The organism is Streptomyces sp. NRRL F-2664, assembly GCF_000719345.1.
Taxonomy (GTDB): domain Bacteria; phylum Actinomycetota; class Actinomycetes; order Streptomycetales; family Streptomycetaceae; genus Streptomyces.
On record NZ_JOFX01000055.1, the window covers coordinates 1 to 23,943 of the forward strand.

General features: G+C 68.0%; 23 protein-coding genes and 1 pseudogene. 11 read left to right on the forward strand and 13 right to left on the reverse strand.

The features are described from left to right. Positions 1 to 595 precede the first annotated feature (595 nt). Together IF89_RS0131425 and IF89_RS42610 are read left to right on the forward strand one after the other, a co-directional pair. On the forward strand, positions 596 to 1,399 hold the full coding sequence (locus tag IF89_RS0131425) for a hypothetical protein (protein WP_158717948.1): 804 nt from the start codon (positions 596 to 598) through the stop codon (positions 1,397 to 1,399). Positions 1,400 to 1,530: 131 nt separating this feature from the next. Beyond that, complete coding sequence (locus tag IF89_RS42610) at positions 1,531 to 2,451, forward strand: DUF4365 domain-containing protein (protein WP_078628626.1); 921 nt, start codon at positions 1,531 to 1,533, stop codon at positions 2,449 to 2,451. A 424-nt stretch (positions 2,452 to 2,875) separates the two neighbouring features. On the opposite strand, the gene IF89_RS46200 is transcribed toward IF89_RS42610, so the two are convergent. Beyond that, positions 2,876 to 3,028: a hypothetical protein gene (locus IF89_RS46200; protein ID WP_158717949.1), complete on the reverse strand. Its 153-nt coding sequence runs from the start codon at positions 3,026 to 3,028 to the stop codon at positions 2,876 to 2,878. Between the two features lie 689 nt (positions 3,029 to 3,717). Between IF89_RS46200 and IF89_RS0131445 the strand changes: the two genes are divergently transcribed. The 5 genes from IF89_RS0131445 to IF89_RS0131465 all read left to right on the forward strand — a co-directional run bounded on the left by IF89_RS0131445 (position 3,718) and on the right by IF89_RS0131465 (position 6,599). Continuing rightward, entirely contained in the window at positions 3,718 to 4,050 is a 333-nt protein-coding gene (locus IF89_RS0131445; RefSeq protein WP_030775242.1) for a DUF6233 domain-containing protein, read from the forward strand. Between the two features lie 23 nt (positions 4,051 to 4,073). Then, positions 4,074 to 4,301: a hypothetical protein gene (locus IF89_RS0131450; RefSeq protein ID WP_030775244.1), complete on the forward strand. Its 228-nt coding sequence runs from the start codon at positions 4,074 to 4,076 to the stop codon at positions 4,299 to 4,301. Continuing rightward, positions 4,298 to 4,996 carry a hypothetical protein gene (locus IF89_RS0131455; protein ID WP_158717950.1) on the forward strand — a complete coding sequence of 233 codons (699 nt, stop codon included), beginning with the start codon at positions 4,298 to 4,300 and terminating at the stop codon, positions 4,994 to 4,996. Before IF89_RS0131450 ends, IF89_RS0131455 begins: the two co-directional genes overlap by 4 nt. 455 nt (positions 4,997 to 5,451) lie before the next feature. Further along, the gene (locus IF89_RS0131460; RefSeq protein WP_051807890.1) at positions 5,452 to 6,240 is read left to right on the forward strand and encodes a ParA family protein; all 789 of its coding nucleotides are present in this window, start codon (positions 5,452 to 5,454) and stop codon (positions 6,238 to 6,240) included. Beyond that, on the forward strand, positions 6,237 to 6,599 hold the full coding sequence (locus tag IF89_RS0131465) for a hypothetical protein (protein WP_030775249.1): 363 nt from the start codon (positions 6,237 to 6,239) through the stop codon (positions 6,597 to 6,599). The genes IF89_RS0131460 and IF89_RS0131465 overlap by 4 nt, the downstream gene beginning before the upstream one ends. Before the next feature lie 187 nt (positions 6,600 to 6,786). Here the strand turns inward: IF89_RS0131465 and IF89_RS0131470 are convergent, their stop codons facing one another. The 12 genes and pseudogenes from IF89_RS0131470 to IF89_RS46205 form a co-directional block, all read right to left on the reverse strand. Then, positions 6,787 to 9,012 carry a hypothetical protein gene (locus tag IF89_RS0131470; protein WP_030775252.1) on the reverse strand — a complete coding sequence of 742 codons (2,226 nt, stop codon included), beginning with the start codon at positions 9,010 to 9,012 and terminating at the stop codon, positions 6,787 to 6,789. Then, positions 9,009 to 10,079 (reverse strand): hypothetical protein, encoded by a 1,071-nt coding sequence (locus tag IF89_RS0131475; protein ID WP_030775253.1) that lies wholly within the window; start codon positions 10,077 to 10,079, stop codon positions 9,009 to 9,011. The genes IF89_RS0131470 and IF89_RS0131475 overlap by 4 nt, the downstream gene beginning before the upstream one ends. Before the next feature lie 10 nt (positions 10,080 to 10,089). After that, positions 10,090 to 11,379: a hypothetical protein gene (locus IF89_RS0131480; RefSeq protein WP_030775256.1), complete on the reverse strand. Its 1,290-nt coding sequence runs from the start codon at positions 11,377 to 11,379 to the stop codon at positions 10,090 to 10,092. Positions 11,380 to 11,393: 14 nt separating this feature from the next. Further along, positions 11,394 to 11,714: a hypothetical protein gene (locus tag IF89_RS0131485; protein ID WP_030775258.1), complete on the reverse strand. Its 321-nt coding sequence runs from the start codon at positions 11,712 to 11,714 to the stop codon at positions 11,394 to 11,396. Between the two features lie 2 nt (positions 11,715 to 11,716). Beyond that, the gene (locus tag IF89_RS0131490; RefSeq protein ID WP_030775260.1) at positions 11,717 to 12,715 is read right to left on the reverse strand and encodes an NlpC/P60 family protein; all 999 of its coding nucleotides are present in this window, start codon (positions 12,713 to 12,715) and stop codon (positions 11,717 to 11,719) included. A 172-nt stretch (positions 12,716 to 12,887) separates the two neighbouring features. Next, complete coding sequence (locus tag IF89_RS0131495) at positions 12,888 to 14,525, reverse strand: FtsK/SpoIIIE domain-containing protein (RefSeq protein WP_030775263.1); 1,638 nt, start codon at positions 14,523 to 14,525, stop codon at positions 12,888 to 12,890. A 270-nt stretch (positions 14,526 to 14,795) separates the two neighbouring features. Then, positions 14,796 to 15,881 (reverse strand): hypothetical protein, encoded by a 1,086-nt coding sequence (locus tag IF89_RS0131500; protein WP_030775265.1) that lies wholly within the window; start codon positions 15,879 to 15,881, stop codon positions 14,796 to 14,798. An 18-nt stretch (positions 15,882 to 15,899) separates the two neighbouring features. Continuing rightward, positions 15,900 to 16,279, reverse strand: a pseudogene (locus tag IF89_RS38490) (RRQRL motif-containing zinc-binding protein). Positions 16,280 to 16,283: 4 nt separating this feature from the next. Then, a complete protein-coding gene (locus IF89_RS0131510) occupies positions 16,284 to 16,511 on the reverse strand; it encodes a hypothetical protein (RefSeq protein WP_030775267.1) in 228 nt (75 codons plus the stop codon). A gap of 152 nt (positions 16,512 to 16,663) precedes the next feature. Further along, positions 16,664 to 17,188, reverse strand: a complete 525-nt coding sequence (locus IF89_RS0131515; RefSeq protein ID WP_030775269.1) for a hypothetical protein — start codon at positions 17,186 to 17,188, stop codon at positions 16,664 to 16,666. Beyond that, positions 17,188 to 17,454 (reverse strand): hypothetical protein, encoded by a 267-nt coding sequence (locus IF89_RS38495; protein ID WP_043194650.1) that lies wholly within the window; start codon positions 17,452 to 17,454, stop codon positions 17,188 to 17,190. The genes IF89_RS0131515 and IF89_RS38495 overlap by 1 nt, the downstream gene beginning before the upstream one ends. After that, entirely contained in the window at positions 17,451 to 17,588 is a 138-nt protein-coding gene (locus IF89_RS46205) for a hypothetical protein (RefSeq protein WP_158717951.1), read from the reverse strand. Before IF89_RS46205 ends, IF89_RS38495 begins: the two co-directional genes overlap by 4 nt. A gap of 682 nt (positions 17,589 to 18,270) precedes the next feature. Here IF89_RS46205 and IF89_RS0131530 point away from each other — a divergent pair. From IF89_RS0131530 to IF89_RS0131545, 4 genes are all read left to right on the forward strand, one after another. Beyond that, on the forward strand, positions 18,271 to 19,026 hold the full coding sequence (locus IF89_RS0131530; protein WP_030775272.1) for a GntR family transcriptional regulator: 756 nt from the start codon (positions 18,271 to 18,273) through the stop codon (positions 19,024 to 19,026). 134 nt (positions 19,027 to 19,160) lie between these two features. Further along, positions 19,161 to 20,861: a hypothetical protein gene (locus tag IF89_RS41080; RefSeq protein WP_158717952.1), complete on the forward strand. Its 1,701-nt coding sequence runs from the start codon at positions 19,161 to 19,163 to the stop codon at positions 20,859 to 20,861. A 540-nt stretch (positions 20,862 to 21,401) separates the two neighbouring features. After that, the gene (locus IF89_RS0131540; RefSeq protein WP_030775276.1) at positions 21,402 to 23,012 is read left to right on the forward strand and encodes a hypothetical protein; all 1,611 of its coding nucleotides are present in this window, start codon (positions 21,402 to 21,404) and stop codon (positions 23,010 to 23,012) included. Further along, complete coding sequence (locus IF89_RS0131545) at positions 23,012 to 23,608, forward strand: hypothetical protein (RefSeq protein ID WP_030775278.1); 597 nt, start codon at positions 23,012 to 23,014, stop codon at positions 23,606 to 23,608. The genes IF89_RS0131540 and IF89_RS0131545 overlap by 1 nt, the downstream gene beginning before the upstream one ends. Positions 23,609 to 23,943: the final 335 nt, after the last annotated feature.

Consider the following 23,943-nt stretch of genomic DNA (forward strand, 5'->3'; position numbering starts at 1 on the left):
GTCCACCCCCAACACCCCACCCCACAACACGCCACGGAACGTCACATCTACCCCGCATGCCATCATCAAAGGACTAAACCACTGGTCACGCCAACAGCAGCCCCACACACCATTCCGAATGCACTCACCGATCCGAAAAACCCCGAATATAAAAAATGACACTCCCCCTGACTGCATACCAAAAACACAACTCTTAACACCCTATCCACACACCCAAAATGACGCACCATAACCACTGCTGCGCAGAAACCCGAAAACCACCCCACCACCCGAAAACGTGCCCGGGAAATTTCTCTAAGCTCGCTCGGGTCCGAGCCGTGGGCCCTGCTCGACAGTTCGCCGTCCGCGGTCACCACGGCAGAACGACCCCTTGCCGAGGCCGGCCCTGCGGCCGCACCGCTAGCCCTACGCCAGGGCGTAGCGGCCCACCGGCTGAGCCCCGAAGCCCCGCTACAGGGCCACACAACGGACCCTGAGCACCTTCCCAACGTCCTGCGACGGGGGAGGGGGTGGCCCGCAGGGTCGGCCCGGGAGGCGTACAGCCTGTCTCTGAAACCCCGTCTCATGGGTCCGTGTCCTCCTCTACCCTGCGGCCATGAACAACCCTGATGCCCGCTCCCCCAAGCCTCCTGGACGGATACGCCGGTGGTGGACTAGGAGATCTGATCGCGCAGCAGAAATCCAAGAGTCAGGAAGACTTACAGCCTCAGTTCGGTGGGCTTTAGGTCTTGCCGGGGCTGCGATGGTAGGAGCCGGAACATGGGCTGTATTCACCGTCGAAACGGAAGCTGGTCCTGCTGCTCTCGTCGTGATCGGGGCTCTCCTCCTCTTCGTTGCCATCATGGGGCGGCAGATCAAGGAGGTTGGATTGACGGACGGCGTCCTGGTGCCCACTGAGCTCAAAAGCAGAATCCGCAACGCGGACAGTGCTCAAGCTCGTGTTGATATCACTGCCGCCGCAGCTGCCGTGAACCCAGCTATCCAGCACGATCCAGAAATTCAAGCACTGTCTCACGCCGCATACGAAGAAATCGTTGCCGGCAATCTGGTAGAGATATTCGGCCAAGGGGTCGTGCGCTCATCTGGCCCTTACGATCGAGGCGTCGACATCACGGTCACCGTGAACGGTAAGAAGGCAGGTATTCAGACCCTATTCGGACTCCCTGACAGGCACCTCAGCGCTCAGCGCATGCTGAAGAAGGTTGAAGGGATCCTCAACGGAAGCCCAGACGTGGACGCGGTCGTCATCGTGAGCACGATGCACGAGCCTCCTCTCTCCGTCCTTAATGCTGCAGGGGATAGGGCCGCAGCTGACGGAAAGACCTTCCAGTATGTGCGGTGGAACTCAAACAGCGACGGCGCGCAGTTGGAACGAGTCCTGCGGGGCCTCCTGGCCTGACACGCAGATAAGAATTAGGCCTTCGGCGAGTACAGTATGCCGCTGGCAGCAGGCGCCGTGGTACCACACCGCTAGGACAGCGCAGACGGGACCACGGCCACCCACTCCCATCCACGACATCGGGAGCGACAGTGCCCAACAGGCCAGTCCAGCACCGCATCGCCTCGCTAGCCGTCGCCGGAGTACGGCAGGTCTGGAACCGTGGCGGCCATGCTGTGGACGAAATCCAAGAAGACTACGGCGAAGATCTTCTAGTCCAGATATGCCTGAACGGTCGAATGGACCCGGCAAGAATATGGGTGCAGGTCAAGGGCACTGAAAGAGACACAAATAAGAAACTACCGACTGTCTCAGTGAGTTCTGACCAGGTGCTCCGGTGGGCAAGAACCGCTGATCTGGTAGTGGTCGTACTGTGGGATGTCAACACGGAACAGGGATGGTTCATCCTGCCTCAAGATCAGTTCGATCAAGCAGACTTGGCGTCGGGTGTCGGCGGCTCCAAACTGAACCTGAAGTTTTCGCGTGAAGTCAAGTTCGATATAGACGCGGTTGAGCATCTCGCATGGGCTGCTCGTATCGAGCATGCAAACAGAACTGCCGTCTACGCGCGTGCGGGAATCAGCGAAGCTGTTGAAATGAATCTAGATGCCAACAAACATTTCTACAAGGGCATTCTCGTCTCAACAGTATTCGATTTCGCCGTATCGGTCAGAATCATTACACCTGTCGACGGCGGTGGATGTCTGTCTGAAGAATTCACCCTGCTGGTCTGGGAGCACTTCAAAAACCAGGATGCGACCCTTATAGAAGAAGCTACAGGGCGAGCCATGATGCTCGCCGTTTTCCAAATGATCGCTGATCATTCCGCGGGTAATGGCGCACCTCTCGGAATCGTCAAGGAAATATGCGAGGTATTCTACTCTCTCCTTTTCAGCTCCGAACTACTTGCAATCCTCACCAAGTACACCGAGAAGTACTATCCGAAGGGCCGCCAGGCCAAGGGCGGCTACATTTATCCTGACGACAGATCGGCACACTCGGATCGCGCCTAAGGCCATTCCTGACTCGGGGCATACCGGCGGTCGTTGTACTGGGCGGCCCACTCGGCGACGTCGATGCAGTCGGCCGGGGGAACGCGGCGTCAGGAACGATCCGCAGCGCGGCAGGAGCATCCGCGCCGGGGTGCGTCTCGCGGCCCTGGTCCCCGGCCCGGACCAGGGCCAGATCGAGGCGGCCGCCACCCAGGACCAGTTCGCCGAGGGCACCGCAGCCGGCGCAGCGGACGTAGATCACATTGACTGGGGTGCGCATCCCGAACGGCAGCTGTTGTGCCTACATGCCCTGCTGTTGGCCACTGAAAGGGCCCCGCCGGGGCGCCGCTGCGGACCGGAGCCACCGTGCACCTGTGGGACCGCCAGCCACAGGCCGAGGCGTAGGAGCATGCGGGGAACGACCTCCCCAATTGGGGAGGTCTGCTCAGTGCTGGGCTGCCGCCTTCTTCTCTGCCTGGTCCAGGGCGGTCACGAGCACCCAGGACAAGTCATCGGAGTCCAGGTCTTCGGGGTGGACTTCCCCCAGGTAGGCATCGATGGCGTCGCGCAGGACGTCGGCCTTTTCGTCATCGGTCATGGGGCGCAGTCTGCCCGATGCGGTGGTGTGTCTACGGCCGCTTCCGGCCGGTCTGCGGGGGCGACCAGCGGGCGTTGTACTGGGCGGCCCCCTCTGCGGCGTCGGCCCCCTCCGGATCGGTCGAGGGCCCTACCGTGGAGACGTGCACCCTCACGATGCCGTCCCGAAGACTGCGCCTCTGTGCGAGGTCCCATGGGGGATTTGCCCTGATCACGGGCCCACAGTGACCGCCAGCGCCGGCCGATCGTGGTGCCACTTCCCGGAGTGCGGTCGTCATTGGGCCTACGACCGGCTTAACCAGCCGTGCGCCGAGCTGGCCAGCCACAGGATCACTGACGGCGAGGGTGGCTCCATCACTGCCTGTTCCGTCCACGCGGCTGAGGCCACGCAGCAGATCGACGGTGCTGTGGTCGAGCCGCTGCGGTGACCACACGCAGCGAAGCCTGGGTTCTACCTAGGCTAGAAAATCGAACATATGATTGAGTCTGGGGGTTCCACTCCATCCCTGGGAGCGCGCCATGACTTCCCCTACTCCGTCCGCCGGCCGTCCGCAGCCCGTCACCTGGGCGCCGAGCCAGACCGGTCCCTGTGCCAAATGCGGGCGCCCCTGCGCGCGCTACGGGGCACCTGCCAATCCCTTGTGCGAGACGTGCAGGGCCGCCCGGCAGGCGCAGAACGGAGGCTGACGCGTGTCCGTGCTGCCGCCGGACCTGCCCCGGCTGCAAACGCTCGTGATCTACCTGCGCGGGGAGCTGGGCCGCGCGGAGCGGGCCCTGGCCGCGGCCGAGGAGCGCGAGGCCGCCACGGTCCGGCAGCAGCCGGCGCCCGAGCCTCCTGCGTGGTTGGTGGAGCGCGGGATCGGCGCGGGCCGGCTCCCGGCCCGGCTGCACACCGGGGACTGCTGGGACACCGGTAAGCGGTGTGCCCCGGCGGCCCCGGAGCAAATTCGTCAGCTCCTGGCCCAGGGCGTGCCCGCCTGCATTCACTGCCGCCCGGACACTGCGCTCGGGGTGCTGGAGTGAGCGGGTACCGGCACGGTGGGGGGATGGGCCCTGGTCTGCGCGTCGTCGTTTACCCGCCGGATGCCGAGGGCGGGCGCCGGGTCCGTTTCGACGGGGAGATTTTGGGGCGTGCCTTCGGGCCCGGGGATCTGCTGGAGTTCCTGCGGCGGGCCGGCCTGGATCCCGATGATGTCCACCTGGGCGACGCGCGGCTGATCGAGTGGCGGGGCGGCGGCCCGGCCGTGTGGAGTCCCGGCAGCAGTGGAGCGTGACCGTGCGCATCGAGGACGTGCAGGTAGGCGCCGAGTACACCGCGAGCATCCCCCAGCGGCTCCCGCCCGCGTACCGGGGCAGGCTGGGTGGGTCGGTGGCGCAGTGGCAGGCGGACATGCAGCTCTACATGGCGCGGGGGCGGCGTCTCGCGGTCACCGTGACCGGGTACGGCGACGAGCCCGGAACCGTGACCGTGACCCGGGAGCTGCCTGCCGGCCGCGTCCGGTTGCGGCTGACCGAAGAGCAGGCCGACGGCCTCGGACTCGCCGAGGGCCAGGCCTACGAGATCACCGGCGTCATCACCGACGAGGCGGAACGCGTCATCACGTTCCCGCACACGGTGGTCCTCACGATCCCCGCGCGGTGGCTGCGCCCACCGGACGAGCGGCTGGAGGTCCATCCGGACTCGGAGCGGTTCCACCGGGCGCTGGTGTGCCGCGACGCGAACGGCAAAACGCTCCAGGAGATCGAGCAGGCCGCACACGAGGCACTGGAAAAGGTCCGCCACGTCCAGGGCCTGGCCCTGGACGACCCCACCCACGACTGGTCAGCGCTCGCCGCCGACGTCGACCACCGCGAGTGGCTGAGGATCGCCGACCACGTCCGCTCCACTGGCCTGGCCACCTACGACCCCAGGAACGACCCGGGCGCGGTGGAGGACCCACCACGGGTCCGGTTCGGCGACGAGGCGTAGGCGGCGGATGGCCGCGGCGCCCGGATTCACCGCGGTGGAACGGTCGAGTCCAGACTGGCCAGATGATCGAGCGTCGCCCCCTGGGCACCGGACCCCAACCCGTCTCACAGCCTCCGGCATCGGCCGGGCCGCGCGGCCATCTCCCGGCCGAACTCGCCCCCGCCGACCGGCCAGACCCCGCCCCCGCCCCACGGCCGCTACGGCGGCCGGGACGGCGGCGCAGCCTCGGGTCCGGTCCGGCGTCCGAGGACGTGTAGGCCGAAACGCGCGGGACTTCCCCGACTGGGGAGGTCCCGCAATTGACGGGTTGCCGTCATACCGCGACAACGGCACAACGGTAGTGGCGGGCGCTTGTGCGATGAATCGTGGCTGATGGAGGCGCTGTTGACGGCACACCGTTGTGCCGCTGACCCGCCGAAACGGTATGGCGGCGGCTGACACGGTAGGTTGCGCGCATGACGACCACTCGTGATGCGCTGCTGAACCAGAAGGGCGGCGTAGGCAAATCCACGACCACGCTGCACCTCGGCGGCGCCCTGGCCGCAGCCGGCCGCCGCACGCTGCTCGTGGACCTGGACCCGCAGGCTCATCTGACCGAGTTCCTCAGCATGGAGCAGCACGACCACAAGAACGGGCCGACCCTGCCCCAGGCGATGCTCGCCCACCCGAGCGACCGTGACTACGCGCTCTCACTGGTGCGGAAGCACAGCGAAAACCTGTACGTCATCCCTGCCTCTTTCGACCTCTTCACCCTGCCCCGGGACCTGCATGCGTCCCGCAGCAACGAGGACCGCCTCACCTGGGTGCTGGAGCACCTGGACGGCCTCTTCGACCACGTGTTGGTCGACTGCCGGCCCGCGCTCGACATCGACACGGACAACGTTCTGCACTGGGCAACCAAGGTGATCGTGCCGGTGGAACTGGACACGAGCAGCATCAAGGCACTCAAGCTGCTGATTGCCCAGGTACGCACGCTGGCCGAGGACACCCGGCGGACGCCGCCCGAGTACCGCGGCATTGTGATCAACCGGATCCCCAAGGGGGGTCTCACCCTCCTTGACCGCCAGGTGCGCGACGCCTTCCGCGCTCTTGCGATCCCTGTTGTCGGGGAGGTCCGCATGCGTGATTCGCTCGTGCGCGCCAAGGAGAAGGGCATGACCATCCAGCAGTACGACGCCGACGGCGACGCCGCTGCCATGTATCACTCGATGGCCGTCGCGGCCGGATTCCTGGAGGCCTCGTGACCGGGCGCACCGACGACGTCAACATCGACACCAGCGACATCGACGCCCTACTGACTGGTGTCGGACGCCGCAACCACACAGACACCGCAGATCAGAGCCCTATTGACGGCAAGACGGTAGAACGGCAGAGCGGCAAGACGGCGGCTAAGCGCAGCAAGTTCACGGTGCTCCTGGACGAGGACGACGCGCTTGCCTTCGACATGCTCGCCTACGAGATGCGGGCGGCTGCCGGCCGCCGAGTAGAGAAGTCCGAGATTCTCCGGACCTTGATCGGCCTCGCCTCTGAAGACTTCCTCGTCAAGGGAGCCCTGAAGCAGGCCCTCGCCCGGCGCATCGCACAGAAACCCCAGGAGTCATAACGGCCTGACGGCAGAACGGTGTGACGGGCTAACGGCATTGCTGACGGATGGGGCGCAGCTCAACGCCACGCCGACCGCCCGAACGCCGTTGTTGCGGTATGACGGCACACCGCAACAACGGCAAAACACAAAAGGCGCCCGGGTCCCCACATTCGGGGACCCGGGCGCCTTGATATACACCAGCACGTCAGAACCGGGGGAGCTGCTCCCCCGTCTCAGCGTCGTATGCGACACCAGTAGGGGAGAGGCGGATCTTACGGACGACTCCCTGAGTGCCTTCCTTCCAGTTCCTCCCACCGATCTCTATCTGAACGGTCACATCGGCGAGGGGGTCACTGACCGGCAAAGCAAGTTCGGGCGTCTTGGTATAGCGGTCGTCTTGACGGGTGCTGGAAGCGGTCTTCCCAGACGCATCCATGCGCAGGTACTTCGCGTCAGGGTCGAAAGAGGACCGTAGCTCGATGATCACCTGGTCTCTGTTCCTGGTCCACTGAGCGAACAGTTCCGTGTCGACCTCATCCACCATCAGGCGGGCACCTGACTTGCCCTGATAGTGGTCCGCCGTGTGCTGCCGTTCCTCCGCCTTGGCGTCGTCTCCGGCTTTCTGCCATACGCCGACGGTGGTGAGCGCCAGGGCAGCGATCACGGCGACGTAGGGCCAGGTACGGCGGCGTCGGCGGTCGGGCTGCAGCCCCTCTTCCGGGGTCGGCGCGGGCACCGGTGCCGGGGGTGTCGGGTGCTCGGCCGGGGGCGTGCTGGTCTCGGGTTCCTTGTCCCACCATTCGACGTCTTTGCCCATGCGGGTGACGGTAGCGCGCAGCTGGGCGGCTGTGTCCGGGCTTCCGCCGAGTTCGGCGACCTTGGCCCTGGTGGAGAGCCACGACACCGCCTCGGCGGAGTTGATTCCGTACGCGCGGATGTCCTCGCGCTCCCCGATGACGGCGAGTTCTGCGGCCTCGCCGTACCGGCCCTGGCGGGCGGCCTGGACGACGTCGTAGTGGCGGGTGTCGATGACGGTGGGCGGCATGTCCCAGTCCCATCCGTCGACGTCGTCACCGTGGCTGTCCCGCGCGGCGGGCTGCAACAGGTAGTCGTTGAGTGACTCCTCCTCCCCCTCGTCCGTGTCCCCCTCGTCCGTGTCCCCCTGGTCCGTGTTCTCCTCGGTCCCGCCGGCCTGGTCGGTCTCCTCGGGTCCCTCGGCCTCGGTCTCGGTCTCGGCCTCGGTCTCGGAGTCGTCGGTCAGGATCTGCTGTGCCTGGCGGCGGCGTGAGGATGTGTCGGTGAGGCGGGCCTCTTCGTCGGTGATGACGGTTTCGATGATGTCGACGTAGCTGGGGCCGATCTTCCATACAGCCTGGCCCCGGTCGAGGCTGGGAATTGCATTGGTGGCCCATTCGGGCAGGCCTAGCAGCGCGCCCACGGCCGTGGCCTCTTCGGCGTTGAGGCGTCCGACGTGGACGACTTCGCACAGCTTGGCCAGGTCTCGGGCTTTGCCGTCGCCGAGGTCGGACAGCGTGTGCATCAGCACGTCCAGGGACAGGCCGGCCTTTCGGCTGTTCTTGAGCAGCCGCTGAATCAGCTCACTGGTGGCGGGGGAGAGCAGGATTTGCCAGGCCTCTTCCAGGACCAGGTGGCGGTGGACGGCGGTGGACTGGGGTAGCCAGACCTGTTCCGCCCAGCAGGACACAGCGGCCATCAGGGACGGGATCGCGGGCGAGTTCCGGTCCAGCCGGCTGAAGTCGAAGGACAAGATCGGCAGGTCGGTCGGGGGAAGGGCAGCGTCCTGGCCGTCGAAGAGGCCGCGAAGGCTGCCGTCGGTGTAGCGGGACAGCGCAATGGCTGCATCCACCCCCCATGCCTCCAGCGTCGCCGCGGGCCACCTGCCGGCCTCCGGCTGCACCAACACGTCCAGCAGGCCACCGAGGTGGGTCGCCTTCGGATGGTTGAGCGCGTGCTGAAGGGCGTGCGCGGACTGGGTGGTGAGTGCGGTCGGCTCCACAGCCGCAATGAGCGACCGGATCAGCTGCTCCCGTACTTCGATCGGGAACAGGACCGAGCAAGGGTTGAGGGTGAACTCCCCGGCCTGGATCACCAGGCCTTCATGGGCCCGGGTCAGGGCTCCCCACTCACCGGCGTTGTTCTCCCCGAAGCTGTCGATGACGACGTACTGATGCCCGTGGTGCAGCATCTCGCGGTGCCCGCGCACCTTGCCCGTTGTCGACTTCCCAGAGCCCAGACCGCCCAGCGCGAGAGAGTTCGTCGCGGGGAGCACGCGATCGTCCGTGAGAACGGGCGAGAGGTGAAAAGCGCGGCCGTCCAGCAGTGAACGGCCGATGGGGATGCCGGGGAACGTGGCGTCGGAGGCGACGAGGGGCGCGGTGATCGCGGCGTGGTTGGAGGGCAGGCGGATCACAGGATGGCCCCTTTCCGGGTGGAGGCGCCGTGCGGGGTGGTCATCACGTGGGCGCGGTGCTGCTGGCCGGTGAGCCAGTCGAGGGTGATGCGGTGGCGGTCGGCGACGAGGGCCGCGGCCCAGCGGGCCTCAATGATGGTTTTGGGGCTGTCGGCCCACACGGTCAGGTAGGCGTCGACGTCGACGAGGGTGGCGCCCTGGACAAGGGCGGTGCGACGGCTGTCGCTCGCCGCAGCCTGTGACTCGGCCTTGATCGTGTCCATCTCCCACGCGCCGTTCGCGGCGTCCGCCCACTTCTGTGAGCGGCGGGCCTGGCCGGCGGGCAGCGGCCGGTAGAGAACGGACAGGGAACGGTCGGTGGCCTGGCCCAGGAGGAGGCGGGTCATGAGGTCGCCGCCGGTCTCGTCGGGCCATCCGGTGATCCGGGCGGTCGCGGCATGACGTCCGTCATCGAGGGCCGCCCAGCCAGCGCCCCGGCCGGTGACGGCCGGGACCGGGTCCGGGTCGACGGGGGCCAGCACGCCCAGGGCCGCGAACTCTCCTTCGAGGGTGTCGAGCAGCCGCTCGGGGTGGGCTACGAGGCCTTTGGGGACGTGGACGGAGATGGTCTGCGTGTGGTCGGTGTGCGCGCCCACGGTGGCGTGGTGGGTGACGTGGACCTGGATCCCGGCGGTGCGGGCCTGACTCCCCGCGAACGCCAGCGCGCGGCCGAACTGTTCGTGGAACTCAGCGCGGCGTGCGGGGTCCTGCATGGTGCCGTGGTCGGGGTAGAGGGCCCAGGTGGCAGTGGCGCCGGTCCGGGCGGTCAGGTCGGGCGCGGTGCGCTCGGCCAGGTACCGGTACCCGACGGCGGCCCACCGGGCGATCGAGCGGGGCCCGGGGGCGACATTGAGCAGTGCGGCGGCGGCGCCCACCACGCCGAACATCCAGACGGGCGGCGGGGTGAGCATCGCCGATGCCAGCACTGCGGCCCCGACCCCGGCGTTCGCCTTTGTCAGCATGGTCTCTGCGGGGCTGAGTCCGCGCTGGAGGGCGGGGAGACGGTAGCCAGGGGTCAGGGAGTACATCAGCAGCCTCCTACGGGTTGCGGGGCGGTGGCGGTCCGCCAGCCCCACGGACGGGGCTGGCGGACGGGGACGGGGCGGGGGCCGGCCTGGACGGCTGGCTCCCGGCGGGCGGGGTGGGCGTCTGCGCAGCGGCGGCCCGCGCCTGCCGGCGCGCCTCGATGAGCTGCTGACTGCGCGGGGCTTCCCGCTGCGCCTTGTCGATGGCGGATGCGGTCGTGAGCTGTCCGCCGCGCGGGCGCTGCTGGACGCCGTAGGCGGCGAGCAGCACCCCGCGGTCCCGGTGCGCGGCGCGGCCGGGGGTGTCCACGGTGCGAGGCTGGCGCGGGGTGTTCTCCTGCTCGTAGACCGTGGGACTGCCCGCCCGCACCACGGCGCGCGCGAGCGGGTGAGACGTCCTGCTCTCCACGTAGCCCCGGACCGCACCCGCGACCCGGGGACCGAAGTACGGGACACCGTGGAAGATCATCCGCAGCATGAGCGCGTCCGCCGCGACCAGCAGGACCGCGTCCACCACCAGCGACCCCTTGGCGAACTCCACGAACGGACTGACCAAGATCAAGGCGAACGGGGCGAAGATCAGCCCAAGCAGCCTCATAGCCCAGGTCTTCACCGCAGTCATGTCGCCGCCCCTGGCCAGAGAGGCCAGCACCAGCGGCGCCATGCACACGAAGATCAGGATTCCGAGGTTGCGGGTCATGAACACCAGCGCCGCAAACGCCAACGCCACAGCCAGGGCAGCGGTGATGATCAGGATTGCCAGGGGGTTGCCTGAGTCGGCACCGGTACTCAGGTCCTCCCTGATAGCGGCGAATAACGTGCCCTCATTGCTGTCGAACATCGCAGTAAACGCGCCGCTGACGGCCTCGTTCAGGAGCATGACCACGCCCGGGACCGCCGCCATGCCGGCCACGGCCGCGAGCGTCCAGCCGGTCGAGGCCCCCAGCTGCTTGAGGCGGGGTGCGCCCTGCCATGCGGTCAGGGCGCACACCACGATCACGCACACGAAGATCGCGATAGCCAAGTGCTGGCCGAGCCAAAGGAACTGTTGGTAGACCCAGCTATCGGCCGTCTCCGGCGCCCACGCATCTGCGGGCGCCACAAGGCGCGTGATCTTTTCGATCAGGTAGTTGGCGAGGTCGGTGACGTGTGCGGCGCCGCCTTCGGCCAGTCCGTCCCCGCCACCGCTGTTCTTGCCCTTCCATCCGGGGGGCGCTCCGCCGGGGCCTGGCTGCTGGCGCCCCTGGCAGTAGTACTTAGCGGGCCCGTCGAGCAGCCCGCAGGGATCAGGTTTGTCGGGCATCGCGGGTCACCCCCTCAGCTCTTGGGGCCGTCGGCCGGCGCCGAGTCACTGGCGCCCGGCTTGGCCGGGGAGTTGGTGACGGTGGAAAACAGGGTCGAACCGTAGAGCGCGAGGATCACGGCGACGAAAAGCGTGCCGAGTGCCATGCTCCCCTTTCGCAGCGCCGTTTTCGGGTCGGCGGAGAGCTGGAGGAGCATGCGGATCGCAATTACGGCGATGACGGCCGCAATTCCCTTAGTGACCAGTCCGCCACCCGTCATTCCGATGGTGTCGAAGAAGTCTTTGAAGCCGGTGGACATGTCGATGGGCGCGGCAAGGTTGGCGAAGTCGTTCACGGTCAGATCTCCTTGTTCTGGTGCGGGATGGGTCGTGCGGCGGCGTAGAAGTCGCCCATGGACGTGATGGGGGAATAGCGGACATTGAGACCGGGCCGGGGGGCTTCGATCATGTAGCCACTCCCGACGTAGATTCCGACGTGATGGATTCCCTGGGGGCTGCTGCCGAAGAAGACCAGATCCCCGGGGGCCATTTCGTCTCGGCTGACGGGTACGGAGGCAGCGTATTGGTCTGCTGCCGTGCGGGGAAGTGAAATTCCGGCCTGCGCGTAGGCGTAAACCACGAGCCCCGAGCAATCGAAACCCTTGATGCTCGCTCCGGAACTTCCGTTGGGCGAGCAGCATCCGCCGGTACTGGGGCCGTCGGCGTCTCCTCCGCCCCATGAATAGGGCATGCCGATCTGCCGGTCGGCGGCATTGATGGCGGCGGCGATCTGTTCCGCAGTTGATCCCGTTCCGGCGGTGGGTGTGCTCGCCAATGCGTTGATTGTGCGGACGTATCCTTGTGTCTCTTTGTAGGGCGGGACGCCGCCGTGCTTGCGGACGGATTCCGATCCGGCGTTGTAGGCGGCGAGCATGTTGCTCTGCCGGTCACCGGGGACGTCTTTGGTTTCCTCGGCCATTTCGCACAGATATTTGGCGGCCGAGGGGATGGCGTCTTCGGGATCGAGGACGTTGCGCTTTCCGTCGCCGTTTCCGTCGATACCGCTGCTCTCCCACGTGGAGGGCATGAACTGCGCGATACCGCGTGCTCCGACCGGCGACCGCGCTTCCGGGTCGAATTCCGATTCGGTTTTTAGGAGTGCGGCCAGGAGATTGGGAGTGACCTCGGGGCAGGTTTTACCAGCGTCCTCTATCAGGCGCCGGTATTGGCTGGGCACGGACACCGACAGGCCGAGCGCCTTGCCGACGGGTGTGTCGCTGGCGGCCTGGACGAGCGCGGCCACAATGACGGCCGCGGTTGCTCCGGCGCCGATCGCTGCTACAGCGGCGGATCTCAACGTTTCCCCCCTTCATGTCGATGATGTGGCGTTGCCGCAGGTCAGAACCGCTTTTGGTATCTGCCGGACATCCGCCGGGGATCTGCCGGGCTCTGCCGGTGGTCCGCCGGACGGCAGATCCTGGCGGACCCGTGGCAGATGTCCGGCGGATGCTCCGGCGGATGCGTCCAGGTCACGAGCTGGACATGGCGGCGGCTTTGAGGTCGGCGAGGTGGTAGCCCCGTACGCCCTTTTCGTCTTTGCCGCGGGGGGCCTTGAGGAGCGCGGACAGCTTTCGCCCCTGGACGGAATCAGTGGTCTCCTTGATTCCGAGCGCCGGGGCAAGCTGTGCCGAGGGAATGAAATCCACGCCGGTCTTCTGCATGAGTTCGATGGCCTGTTTGAGGGGCGAGTCAGGCACGGCGGACAGCCGTGCTTTGCGCCGCTCTTTCGCCTCGTCGATCACTTCCCACATGAATTCCTGGGGGAAGTTGAAGCCGCGGATGAGCGTGGATTCTCCCTGGGCGAAGAGCACGGCCTGGCCCTTGATGTTCGGGTTGAGCAGTGCGGGGTGGATCGGTGCCCTGGTGGTGAAGTACGAATCTCCGAGTGCGACTTTTGCGGCACCTTCGGAGTCGACATACAGGCACATGCGGTACTGGAACTGCGCCCGCACGTTGACCGGGATTGCGTCCTTGTCCGGCCGCTGGGTGAGCATGATGACTGAGACACCGGATTCGAGCGCTTTCGCGACGAGGGACCGGGATTTCTCCTCCACTCTTCCCGCCCGATCCTTGGATGCCTTTGTTCCGTTGTCTACGTAGAAGTCGGCTGCTTCATCGATGATGAAGAAAAGCGGCCGGAACTTGGGTTCCGGGCGCCGGTTTCGGATGGCTTCCTTCTTTTCGGTGTACCGCTTCTCCACTAGGGCCAGCAGGTCGTCAAGGATGGCTTCCATAACGGCCGGATCACTGGACGCCTCATAGCGCAGGGCGATATCCGCGAACGGCGCCAATCCGACAAACTTTCCGTCGAGCAAGACGGTGTCGAACTCGTCGCCGTAGGCGATGAGCAGGCAGGTGATGAGCCCATTGAGGAGTGTTGTTTTACCCATCTGCGACATGCCCGCGATCAGCATGGAGGCTTTGTCGAAGGTCGGTACGCCCCCGAGTTCACCGGTGACTTCGTGTCCCAGCGGGACACCGGCGAATTCCCGGATCTCCTGCCGGGTGGGCGGTGTGAATGCCCGACTGAAAGGCTCGTCGTCCAGTTTGATGAGCGTGACTTCCCGCTCGTTTCGGCGAGAGGTTTTCAGCTTCATGTGAAGACGGGTTTTGCCGAGCATGGAGGCGATCGGCCCGAGTCGCTTGGTCACTTCCTCGTGCACGCCGCCGGGCGGGAGGAGGAACGTGTACTGGGTCCCGCCGGCCGCCAGTTCCTTCGTGCTGACGTCTTCGAGGCGGATGACCTCGTCACGGCCGATCGCACCGGTGCGGGTGAGGGCCGCAGTCAGCTCCGGATGCGCCGCAACGGGCGTCTCGGCGCCCGCGTCTGCTGCGGTCGGGGATTCCTGCGCCAGGGCTGCGGACGGCTTGTCTGCGGGCGTTCTGGCCCACCAACGGGTGACGCGGGTCTTGACCCACCAGGCCGTGTATCCGAGGACCACCAGGGCGCCCACGGTGAGGGCGACCGCGGCAGGCCACGGCACGTCGAGTTTCACCTTGACGGCCGTCAGGCCTGCGAACGTCATGACGAGCACGCCGATGGCGCCGGCCGAGTGAGCGTAGAGGTCGTCAGGCTCCCGACTGTCTAATCTTTCCTTTTTGCCCATATTCCCCCCTGTTTTTGGGATCAAGATCATAGCCCGAACTGGCTTTCGATACCTGAGGTTTGTCGGCATCTCTGGGTCTGCGCTGCGGGTCTGCGACTGCTAACGAGTGCCGCTCGCCGGATGGCTCACCAGGTCTGCGCGGGTCGACTGCGTGTTTGCTTCCGGCAGTCGCGACACAGCCCGGCCCCCGCCGCGCGGGGACTGGACTGCATCGGTGGTGCCGGACGTCAGCCGGGCGGCCGGAAGGGCCGCCCGGGGCGGGGCCGTTGATCAGCGGGCGGCGTCAGCCTCCTCTCCGGCGTCCTCGGCCTCGGCCTCGTCGCCGGGCCGGCGCGGCTCCTGCGCCTTCAGCGCGCGCCACATCGGCCGGATACGCTCCTCACTGGCCTTGAAGCCCCGCCGGCGCATCTCGTCCGCAGCCCTCCGGTACGAGGCGGGCGGGTCCTCGCTGTAGCGCAGATGCCGCAGCACCACGCCGAGCTGGATGTCCGTCAGCTGCTCGCCCCGTTCGGGGGTCCTGACGCCCGCGACGGCCGCGAGGTCGGCGAGCGTGACGGGCGTGACGGGCCGCGCTTCCGGCAGGGCCTTGACCTGCGTGACGGCCGTGACGGCGGGCGCGACGGGCAGGGCGGGCGCGGTCGGCGACCACGTCTCGTCCAGGGTCGGCAGCTCGATCTGTGCGACGAGGGCCGGCAGGGGATTCTCCGCGATCGTGGCAGCCGTCGCCTCCGCCTGCGCGTGCAGCGCGGCGGTCATCGTCTGCTGCGATGCCAGCGTCGCAAGACGGAACTCGGTCTCAGCCTCCGCCACACGCTCCTGCAACGCCGTCGCCGCCCGGAGGAGTTCAATGCGGTCGGCGGCGTCAGCCTCCATCACCTCCAGGCGGTCCGCGACGCTCTGCCGAGTGGTCGCGATGTCCTTGCGGGTCGTGGCGGACGTACCGCGGCCCAGGGAGGGGATGACCACCCACCACGCCAACTTGGTGAACACGATCGCCGTGGGGGCGATGACCACGGCCAGGTCGAGGCTGGCGCCGTCGCGGCGCAGGGTCAGAGCCAGGTCCACGGTTGGGATCGCAGCAATGACCACGGTGAGGACCAGACCCGCAATCTGCGCGCGGAGCGCCCTGGTGCGGTTGTTGGCGGCCAGGATCTCCGTCCCCTGGAACACCACCCACAGGGCGTCCAGAGCGGCCACGGTCGGCACCGCCCAGTCCCCGAACCGGGGGACGAGAATCTGGTAGCTGACGGACACGGACAGCAGCGCCACGCCGAGCGTGATCGCTCCGAGGACGGCGAGCACGAGGGCCCGCGGGGAGGGACGCCACGGCGGCCCCTCCGGCTTGATCTTGAACATGCGGTGCTCTCCTTCCGTTCAGGCCGCAAGGGCGACCGGATCGGCGCACCCCGGGCAGCAGCCCAGGGAGGTCGGGATGACGTAGGGGTGGGTGACCTGGCACAGCGGGCAGGTGCGGCGGGCGCGGAGCATCGCGTGCACGGCGCGCCAGCGGCCCGGCGTCATCGGCCGCACGGGCGCGGCCAGGTCGAGGCGGTACAGGTACGCGGCGCGCACCGTGCGGGTCCCTCGCCGGGCGGGCGCCGGCCGTACCAGAGGATCTGAGCGGCGACGTCCTGCCCGCCGGGGCGCAGGCCTCGCGCCCGGAGCTGTCGGCGGGTCGCCAGACCCTCCGGGGCGAGCCTGCGCGGATAGGTGGGGATGCCGTACTCGGCGCCCTCCGGATCCCAGAACCGCACGCGGTCACGCTCCGGCGAGGCGGCGGCGGATGTAGGCGGATCCCGCCGGGTCGATGCGGATCTGGGACCGGGTGACAGCCCCGGTCGTGGCGTCGCGGGTGTAGGCGACGAGGACGGCGCCGTTGCGGTCGGTCTGCACGTTGAGCTTGTAGGCGGTGCCATAGGTCTGGACGTCGGGGACGTCGAACGGGGGCCCCTGCGGCTCGTCGTCGTAAAGGTCGGGGACGTTCATCCGCGCGCTCCTCACAGGTCATGACCCGGGATCCTCACCGGATCCGGGCAGAGGGGAAGCCGGGCCGCCCACAGGGCGGGTGACCGGCGTACGAGAGGGGCGCCGGGCGGGAAACGATCTGCGTTCCGCTCCCGCCCGGCGGGCCGCATGGGTCAGGGGGAGGGGGCGCCCTGGACCGTGAGCGGCTGGACGCGCCAGGTGACCTCACAGGCCGGCGGGAGTGCCGCGCCCGGCTGATGGGCGGTCCAGCCGTCGCGCGGCGCGCCCTCGGCCTCGGCCGCCCGCTCGGCGGCCTCCACGCTGCGGTGAAGACTGAGCAGCGTGCCGCGGTGGAACAGGGCGTAGACCCGGTCCACGGGAGCGGCCTGCTTGCGCACGCTGCGCAGCAGCATCCGCAGGGCCACGCGGTCTTCGGCATCGAGGAGCACCTGGGCGCGAGCGGCGTCCAGTTCGGTGCGCAGCTTGTCCCGCTCGGCGCGTGCCTCGTCCCGCTCGGCATGCGCCTGCTCGATCAGCTCCTGGGCGGCGGCCTCGGTCAGGCGCCGCGCCTCACCGAAGTGCGCCCGCTGCCGGGCCAAATCACTGACGGCCTGGTCCAGTTGCAGGCGCGTGCGCTCGTGCTCGCCGCGCTCGGCGTGCAGGGCGTCGTAGGTGCGGGTGCGGATGATCCGCAGCATCAGGACCCCCCGGGAACGTTGACGCAGTGGCAGCGGGTGTCCGGGTCGCGGAGCGAAGGGAGCTGAGCGCCGGGGCGGCCGGAGCCACCGCAGTCCGCGCAGCCGCGCTGCGCGCCCGGGTCGAGCGACCAGACGTTGCCGCAGCGGGTGCACAGCGCGGCGTCCGCCGTGTCGTCGGTGTACGGGATCGGGACGGCGAACTCATCCGCCGGCGCGGCGCAGCAGGGCGACGTGATCGGAGCGGGCCCCGCGGGCTCGGCGGTCACTGGGCGCCGCCCGCCTGCTGCTGCGCGATCTGCTGGCGGAGCCGCTCGGCGGCCTCGCGGGCCGCCTCGGCGGCCGCGGCCGCCGCGTTGGCCCTGGCGATGGCGGCCGCGGCCTCGTCGTGGGCGTACGTCATCGCGCACCGCCCTGGGAGTAGGGCACCAGCGGTGCCGGGCGGGCGTGTTCGGGCTCGATACGATCCATGGGGATCGCTCCTCCTGGTTTGGTCAGGATGGTGTGGTCTCAAGCCCTCGGCGCGGTGTTCGTAGCACCGCGCCGGGGGCGTTTTGATCTCTCGGGCCGAGAGATCGCCGCCCGGCACCACCGCGGGGCGGGGTGCTGGACGGCGACGGCTCGGAGCCGTCGATGCGTTGGGTGCGATCTCTGCCCTTGTCTCACCGGCTGTGCTGCTCCGGGCCCCTGTGGTGGCGGGCGGGAGGAAGGTGCGGCGCTAGTTCCAGCCGGCAGGGCCCTACGGCTTGTCGCAGGTGCCTGTGGTGCATGTGATCCGGTCCCCCGTTGGAGCGCCCGCCGATGGTGCCGACGGACGCTGCGGAGATCCGGTGGCGTCCACTGTGGAGTTCTAAGGAACGAGCGGTCATCCGTCAGCCCCAGAACAACGTTTCCGGGGGGCACCGGCGCCTAGGTGTTGCGTGGGCTCCTGTGGGCGGGCAAAGGAATGCCCGACAGGTTCCGCTACGAGTTGCTCACTCTTCGTATCGGCTAGCCCTATTGAAGAATGCCCGTGTGGAGTCGTACTGTCAACAGGGCTAGCCTTAAGGTGATCGCACGGGGAGCACGGAAGGAGGCGACCAGGCATGGCCGGACGGGGATACCGCGAGCTTGCGGAGGAGTTGCGCCGCCGCATCGACGCGGGGGAGTACTCAGGCAAGCTGCCGTCGATCGAGCAACTGATGGATGAGTACGGAGCGGCACGGCAGACGATCCGCAGCGCCATTGGCGTGCTAGCGGATGACGGCCTGGTCGTGCCGGTCCGAAAGGCTGGCACTCTCATCCGCCACCGAACCCCGGTTCACGTGCCGCTCAGCCGCTACGGCCAGGTCATCGCACCTGGGGGCACCAAGGGCCCATGGGAGACCGCCACCGCAGCACAAGGGCTCGCCGGCGACATGCAGTTCGTATCGGTCGAGCGGGTCCAGGCTGATCCCCAGACCGCCGCTCTGCTCAACCTCGCGGACGGGGATGAACTCGTCTACCGCGTCCGGCAGGCACTCATCCGCCCCGACGACGTCGTCCAAATCCAGCAGGCGTGGTACCCGGTCGCCATCGCGGAAGCCGCTGGCCTGGACCGCAACAACAAGGTGACCGGGGGGGTGTACGGCGCGCTCACTGCGGCTGGACACCGCCCCGTGACCGCAAGTGAGACAGTCGGCGCCCGCGCTCCCACAGAAACCGAAGCAAGTCAGCTCCGCATTGGCGGACGCGTGTTCGTGCTCACCCTCGAACGCGTGACGCGCGACGCGGGCGGGCAGCCCCTCGAAGTCCTGCGCGCCATCGCGCCCGCGGACAGGCTCAAACTCAGTTACGACAACCTGCCCCTAGAGGGCTCATAGCCCGGAACCGTCCCTCACGGGGCGTAGTGTCACCCTCACCAGAACATCAAAATGCCCGCCGTGCTCCCTCGGGATTGCAGTCCCTCAGGCGGCGGGCAGACCAGGCTAGGTCTGTTGCGAGTGTACCCGCGTGGATGGCTGATCACGCGGACACGTCGCATGCAGGCCGGGAAAGGATCGCCGTGGCAACGGCTAGAGACACCGAGCCAGACGACAACAGTCAAGAGGTAGAGCTCTACGGCCCGGAAGACGGGGGCCTATACAGCTCGAACCTGAAGGACTGGATCCCGCTGTGCCCCGAGCTAAGTGACTCGGCGGTTCGTCTGTACTGGATCATGCGGGCCCTCGTGATCGAGAAGCACGGGCCGGTGCGCAAGCTGACCTTGATGGAGCTGTGCTACCTCCTGCCCAAGAAGCCTGTGAAGCGGGGAGAGAAGGTCACGCCCTCCAGCGCGGGCAGGATCCGGATCCTGCTCCGGGCGCTCACGGCTGTCGGGCTTGTGACGACGCCGGACGGCCGGCGGCTGACGACGTCCTCGCGAATCAAGGCGTCGGGCGACGCGCTGCGGATCCGAATCAATGACGCACCCCCGCGCAGCTACACCGGACCCCGGAACGCGTTCGCGGTTCTGGACGCCGTACGGGCCCCGGCGGCCGAGGCTGCCCAGAAGGCGAGCGCGCACCGGACCGCGCAAGAAGCGGCGCGACGTGCCGAAAAGAAGGCGCAGGCTGCGGGTCAGAAATCTGACCCGCTCAGTGAAGCGGGTCAGATTTCTGACCCGCCTGGTCAGATTTCTGACCCGCCTGGTCAGATTTCTGACCCGCTTTCCGGGGCTGACCTGCAAGATCACGAACCCCCGTTCAGTCCTTTCGCTCAGTCCTTCCGCTCAGCTACCTCCGTCCGTCCGTCCGTGTCTGTAGGTAGTGGCGTGCGCGAGAACACGGATGGACGGACGGACGGGGGCAGCGGCGTCATCGAGGACCAGGAGCAGCTGCGGCCCGGTGACGGGGGAGCGGCGGCGGCTGACGCCGCGCCGCCAAACGACAACGGCGCAGCAACAGCGGGGGGCGACTCCGGCGAGGGTGGTCCGGCTGAGTGCGCGCCGGTGGAGCCGACCCCGGGTGTCCTGCTGCTGGCGGAAATCGGGGCGTGGTCCCCGGAGTACCTGGTGACGGGTCAGACGCTCGCGGATCAGGGCTTGGTGGTTACGGGGATGCTGGAGGCGGGGTGGAAGCCGTCGGTCATCAAGCAGGTGATCACAGGGCGGCCGCTGCCGGTACCGATGCGGCGTACGGTCGGCGCGATCATCTCCGCGCGCCTGAGGGAAGCCGCGGCCGGCCCGGTCCCGAGCCCCACCGCGTCCTGGGGCGTGCCCGCCCAGGGCGGTGCGGGCTACAGCCCCGTCGATCACTCCAGCACCGCGGTAGCAGGCCGCACCGTCGGCGAGGCCTTCGCGCACCGGACCAAGTACGAGTGCACGGGGTGCGGGCGTCCCCCCGAGGACGGGATCGACCTGTGCGCGGCATGCGCCGGTTGGCCGGCCTGCACGACCGGGTGCGGCCGCCACGTCCGGCACGAAGGCATCTGCGCCGTCTGCACCGCGGCCGCCACCGATGCCGGAATCGACGCCGCCCGAACCACCGAGGACGGGACGTGCCCCGGCCACGGCGGTCCGTGCGGGCGACGGGTGGTGACGCTTGGCTGGTGCCTGACGTGCCGGGTCAAGGCCGAAACCGCCCGGCAGCAGGCCGTGCAGGACTGGGAGGCAGCACGCGACGCGGCCGTCGCCACCATGGAGCACCCCGAGGGGCAACCCGCGGGGGCGCCGTTCTAACGGCTGTACGCCACGCTGAGCCGCTCGGAGAGGCTCACGGCGCCGCGGGGTGCCGGTGGCGCCTGAGAGGGGCTCAGCGTGGCACCTGAGACGTCAGGTTGTGGAGGGGTGGGGGCGGAACCGGTGGCGGGGTGCGGTCGTTGTACGGCCGGGACGCACACCGCCCCGGATGCTCCATCCGTTCCCCCACGGGTCTGCCTGGGGCGGGCCCGAGTCCTGGCCGCCTGTCCGCGCTCCGCGCCGGCGTCGGGTGGCCAGGACCGTCCATCCGATTCCGGGGGCGCCCGCGACCGGGCTAGGGTCCTGCTCAGCCCGCGCCGATATGGCGTGCGTGGGTGAGGCCCGGGGCCCAGACGCGCTCTGGGGGCAGCAGTACCCCCGGGCCGCCCCACCCCTCACCCCGCAGCCGCCCTCCCGCACCGTCCCGCCGTAGACACGGATGACGGCAAGACGGTGTTGCTCCCCATTCTCCCCAAGATCGCGCAGTCAATTCGCGCATTCCTCATGCGTTAAGCGCATCAAGAGAGGTAGAATTGCATCATGGTGATGGGTACCGAAGAACTGCTCAGGCTCACGGTCGCCGCGCTGATGGCGCGGACCGGCGAGCGTCAGAACGTCGTCGCCGACGCCCTCGGCCTCTCGCAGGCCCAGGTCTCCCGCAAACAGGCGGCCCGGCAGCACTGGTCGTTGGAGGACGTTGACGGCCTGGCCGCCCACTACGGCCTGCACCCCCTCGATCTCCTGGCCGGCCCCACGCACGCGGTCGGTGTCCTGCACGGCTCCATCCCGCCCCTGCGCCCCGTCGACGTCGTCGCCCCGCCCGTGCAGCTCCCGCCCGGCCGCCCCCCGCAACTCCCCGTCCAGCGGCCGGTCACGCCCGCGCTGGCGATGGTCCTGCCGTGCGTGCTGTGCGGGCAGCCGTGCACCGATGACGTCGACGGGTTCCCGCAGCACCTGAGCGCCGAGGAGTGCGCGGCAGCCGTCGCCGCCGCAACCCCCGCCCCGGCCGCGCCCCCCGCTCCCGCCCCAGCCGCACCCGCGCCGGCCCCCGCTCCCCAGCCGCTCCCTGCCGCCAAGCCTCCGGCACCCGAGCCTGCACCCGCGCCCCAGGCGCCCCCTGCAGCGGATCAGCCCGGGCCGGAAGCCGAGCCCGCGCCGACGCCGGGGCAAAGGCCCCTGGTGCGGACGCCGCGGACGTACGCGTCGGGGGCCCTTGTCGACCAGATCACCGGCCGCGTCCACGCAGCGCTGGAGGAGTGCTCGGGGGACCTGGAGGCGGCCCAGGCCGCGCTCATCAAGTCCGCCGTCCCCGACGTGATGGAGTTCTTCAAGGCCTCGCGGGTCGGCGGCCGGTACGAGCACTCCGAGTTCCCGCCCACCGCTGACGTGCTGCGCAAGCGCACCCAGAAAGGCCCGGATGAGATCTGGGAGGGCCGCCCGAAGTGGCGCAACCCTGAGCTGTTCAAGGCCGCGAAGAAGGGCGCCGAGTTCGAGGTGACCGCCCTGGACATGAACGCGGCGTTCCTGTCGGCATTCAAGTGCTGGTTGCCGATCGGGCAACTCATCGAGAACACCAGCGGCGTCCACGACCGCAAGAAATCCGGCGTCCACCTCATCACCCCCGCCGAGTGGGAGCACACCGACCTGCCCAACCCACTCGGCAACCGCATGGAACCGGGCGAGCTTTGGGTGACCGAATCCACCCTCCGACTCCTCCTCGACTGCGCCCGCGACGGCCTCGCCGACGCACCCACCATTCACCGATCACTCGTCTCCGGCGCCACCGAAGTCCTCGCGGAAAAACTCCGCCGCGCCCTGGCCGAGGTCCGCAAGAGTGCGATTGCCGAAGGGGATCAACTGACCGTGGAATACGTGAAATCCATGTATTCTAAGTTCATCTCCACCATGGGCCAGTCCACCAAGAACCGTGATATCAGCCGCCCGGACTGGATGCACATCATCCGCGCGAAAGCCTTCGCGAATCTGTGGATGAAAGCCCACAAGATCCGCAAGGCAGGACTTGAAATCGTGGAGATGTCCGGAACGGACGAGCTGCACGTGATCGGCGACTGGCGGACGGTATTTGCCGAGGGCCGGGACCTGAATCAGGTGAAGGAAAAGCAGACATACACCCTGGGGGGTAAGAGCTGATGGCCGGATCCGATGACCTGTGGTCCCGCTGGGGCGACTGGGGCAAGTACGACGCCCGCGGCGTCAAAGGCGGCGAAGCCCTGATCCTGGAACTCAACCGGATCGTGCACGCCTCCGGCATCACCTCACCCGTCACCTCCCGCCGAGGCCTCGCCGCCCGCCTGCGCTACCTCGACAGCCCCGCCGGCCGCCAGGCCCTCGCCGAACAGGGCGTCACACCCCGTACGCTGCGCGCCTGGATGAAGGGCAAGACGGCCCCGTCCCCGGCGAACCGGGAGCGCATCGACCGCGCGTACTGGGAGCGCCGGCGGGAGAACCTGATCCGCTCCGGCTGGCTCGCCCGGCACCTGGACAACGACGGCCGCGGGCGCCGTATGGAGATCTACCCCGTAGACCAGAGCCACGTGGACGAGAAGCGTCGACGCAGCCTGAGCGACCGCTCTATTACCGTCCGGTACATCTGGGGCGACCTCGTCAAAGCATGGGCCGACCGCGACGAATCCCTGATCGATGAAATCTGGGACGACGTCATCAGCGACCTCGACTCGGAATATGCAGCCTACGCATACGTCTCCGCCATCGGAATCGGAGCTTGACCAACTCCCGTCAGACTGTGCCCCCGACCAACGTGGCCGGGGGCACAGTCGTCTGCCGGTGGTGTGGTGGAATTCGGGTTTCTACACAGCCGTGGGTTTTGATGCGTCAGGTCGGGTGTGTGGGTGGGGTGTTGGGGTTGTGTTTTTGGTATTTGGTTGGGTGTTGGTTTTGGTATTTGGCGGATTCCTGGATAGGGGACTGTATTCGGAATGGGGTGTTGGGTTGCTGCTGGCGCGGGTATTGGTTTAGACCTGTGCTGGGGGCGCTCAGGGGGCGGTGTGACGGTGTGTGGTGGTGGCTGGGGTGGGGTGTTGGGGGTGGACAGGGGCGGGTT